The sequence below is a fragment of the Methylomonas koyamae genome (genome assembly GCF_006483455.1).
In the GTDB taxonomy this organism is placed as follows: Bacteria; Pseudomonadota; Gammaproteobacteria; order Methylococcales; family Methylomonadaceae; genus Methylomonas; species Methylomonas koyamae_B.
Genome location: NZ_PPPU01000066.1, coordinates 1 through 2,558, shown reverse-complemented (window position 1 = coordinate 2,558; position 2,558 = coordinate 1). Strand labels below are relative to the sequence as shown.

The following is a 2,558-nucleotide window of genomic DNA, read 5'->3' as shown; positions in this document are numbered from 1 at the left end:
CCGGGCTCTTATTACGCGGACTTGGCCTTTCCGGCGTTTTTCTCGATATATTCGATCATCAATCCAGCAATATCCTTGCCGCTGGTTTTTTCGATACCTTCCAGCCCCGGCGACGAATTGACTTCCATCACCAACGGTCCGCGTTTGGATCGCAGTAAATCGACACCGCACACGTCCAAGCCCATGATTTTCGCCGCTTGAACCGCTGCGGCGCGTTCTGCCGGCGCCAGCCTGATCAGTGTTGCGGTGCCGCCGCGATGCAAATTCGAGCGGAATTCGCCTTCGCGGCCTTGGCGCTTCATGGCCGCGACCACTTTGTCGCCGATCACGAAACAGCGAATGTCGCTGCCGGCCGCCTCCTGAACAAACTCCTGCACCATGATGTTGGCGTTCAAGCCCATGAAAGCCTGAATCACGCTATGCGCCGCGTTGTGGGTTTCTGCGAGTACCACACCGATGCCTTGCGAGCCTTCCACCAGTTTGATCACCAACGGCGCACCGCCGACTTCGGCGATGAGATCTTCGATGTTGTCGGGATTATGCGCAAACGCAGTGATCGGCAAATCGATGCCTTTGCGAGCCAGCAATTGGCTGGAGGCCATTTTGTCGCGGGAGCGGCTGATCGCCGCCGACTTGTTCAAGGTATAGACGCCCATCACTTCGAACTGGCGCAACACCGCCGTGCCGTAGAAGGTAATCGACGCACCGATACGCGGAATCACCGCATCGTAACCCAGCAAATCTTCGCCCATGTAATGAATCGACGGCTTCATCGACGTGATATTCATGTAGCAATGGGTCGGATCGAATATGCGCGCGTCATGGCCGCGTGCTTTGGCGGCCTCCATCAGCCGTACGCTGGAATACAGCGCCGGGTCGCGCGACAGGATGGCGATTTTCATAGGCCGTGCGGAGCCGGATTAGAACCGTATCGCATCGAAATCGGCCGCTTGCGGATGGTCGGCGCCGGCATCCGCCGTTTGGTCCCGCACCAGCCAGCGGGTAGCAAAGCCGGCAATACGCGCCGCATCCAGTTCTTCTTTGATGTCGGAAAGAAACAGAATCTGCGCAGCGGGCAAACCGAGTTCGTCGGCTATTTTTCGATAAGACTCGGCTTCGCGCTTGCCGCCGATGCGGGTGTCGAAATAGCCGGAGAATAGCGGCGTCAAATCGCCGAAATCGCTGTAACCGAACAACAATTTCTGCGCCTGCACCGAGCCGGACGAATAAACGTACAGTTTCAAGCCGCGCTCCTGCCAAGCCCCCAAATTGCGCACCGCATCCGGGTAAACGTGGCCGGTAAAGTCGCCGTTTTGATAACCGTCCAACCAGATCAAGCCTTGCAGAGATTTAAGCGGCGTGATTTTCTGGTCGGCATCGATCCAAGCAATAAATTGTTCGATCAATGCCGCTTGTTCGAGTTGGCCTCCCGCGAGCCGATTGGCATCGTCCAGTAAGGCTTTTACCTCGGGATCGGCACAGTGCTCGGCGACGAAAGCGGGCAGGTGTTGGCGGGCGTAAGGGAACAGTACGTCCTTTACGAACGACAGCGACGACGTGGTGCCTTCGATGTCGGTAACGATGGCTTCGATCATAATGCAGCGAGGTATTGGTCCAGCGTCGGGAAGCTATCTGCGATTTTATCGCCGGTAAAATCCGCTACCCAGCCGTCTTCGGTCGTGAACAGGCGGATGCATTTGAAAGCCGGATTTTCGCCCATATCGAACCAATGCTTGGTATCGGCCGGCACGCTGATCAAATCGCCTTGTTCGCACAACACGGCGTGGACCTGGTCGCCGACGTGCAGGTAAAACAAGCCTTTGCCTTCGACAAAGAAGCGCACTTCGAAGTCGCTGTGGGTATGCTCGGCCAGAAATTTTTGCCGTAACGCATCCTTGTTCGGATGCTCGGCGTTCAGGCTGATCACGTCGACCGATTGAAAACCGTATTGCTGCTTCAATTTGTCGATCGAACTCTGGTAAGCCGCCAATACCGTGTCGGCGTGCGCATCGGCGGCAAAGGTTTGCTCGGCCTGCCAGCGCTCGAATTGCACGCCCAGTCCGCTCAGTTGGCCGGCAATCGCGTCAAAATCGCGCCAGGTTTGGCCTTGGCCGGGTTGGTTGGCGGGATAAGTAGTCAATGCGCTCATAAGCGTTTTACTCCATGCAGACGAATTTCAATATCGAACAAAAACTCCAGGGCTTCCAGATGCCGCAACGCGTCGTCAACCGAAGCGCCCCAAGTGTAAAAACCGTGGCCGGCGATAATGTAACCGTGAATGTCGCCGTGGGTGTCCAAATAGTCCTCGACCTTGGCCGCCAGACGCGGGATATCCTGATCGTTGGCGAAAATCGGCACCACGATGCGGCTTTCGTGGGTATCGATGCCGGGCAAAGCCTTCAATAGTTCGTAATCTTCCAGGACGATTTCGTCTTGAAACAGCCGGGCGGTCAACGTGGCGTTGACCGAATGCGGATGCAACACGGCTTGGACATCAGGGTAACGCTGATAAATCGAGGTGTGCAGCAAGGTCTCGGCCGACGGCTTCTTGCCGTCCA

General features: G+C 56.5%; 4 protein-coding genes. All 4 read right to left on the bottom strand.

Annotated features, from left to right (window positions below):
* Positions 1-11 precede the first annotated feature (11 nt).
* Positions 12-902, bottom strand: coding sequence for a 30S ribosomal protein S6--L-glutamate ligase (gene rimK, locus C2U68_RS20470; RefSeq protein ID WP_140914328.1), 891 nt, complete (start codon positions 900-902; stop codon positions 12-14).
* A gap of 18 nt (positions 903-920) precedes the next feature.
* On the bottom strand, positions 921-1,595 hold the full coding sequence (mtnC, locus tag C2U68_RS20465) for an acireductone synthase (RefSeq protein ID WP_140914327.1): 675 nt from the start codon (positions 1,593-1,595) through the stop codon (positions 921-923).
* Entirely contained in the window at positions 1,592-2,149 is a 558-nt protein-coding gene (locus C2U68_RS20460) for a 1,2-dihydroxy-3-keto-5-methylthiopentene dioxygenase (RefSeq protein ID WP_140914326.1), read from the bottom strand. Before C2U68_RS20460 ends, mtnC begins: the two co-directional genes overlap by 4 nt.
* The coding region (gene mtnB / locus C2U68_RS20455) for a methylthioribulose 1-phosphate dehydratase (protein WP_140914325.1) at positions 2,146-2,558 on the bottom strand (413 nt) is incomplete at its 5' end. The genes C2U68_RS20460 and mtnB, both read right to left, overlap by 4 nt.

Bases quoted from the DNA above. Each gene is read 5' to 3' on its own strand.
- C2U68_RS20460 (WP_140914326.1), bottom strand. From the start codon at position 2,149: ATGAGCGCATTGACTACTTATCCCGCCAACCAACCCGGCCAAGGCCAA.
- rimK (WP_140914328.1), bottom strand. From the start codon at position 902: ATGAAAATCGCCATCCTGTCGCGCGACCCGGCGCTGTATTCCAGCGTA.
- mtnC (WP_140914327.1), bottom strand. From the start codon at position 1,595: ATGATCGAAGCCATCGTTACCGACATCGAAGGCACCACGTCGTCGCTG.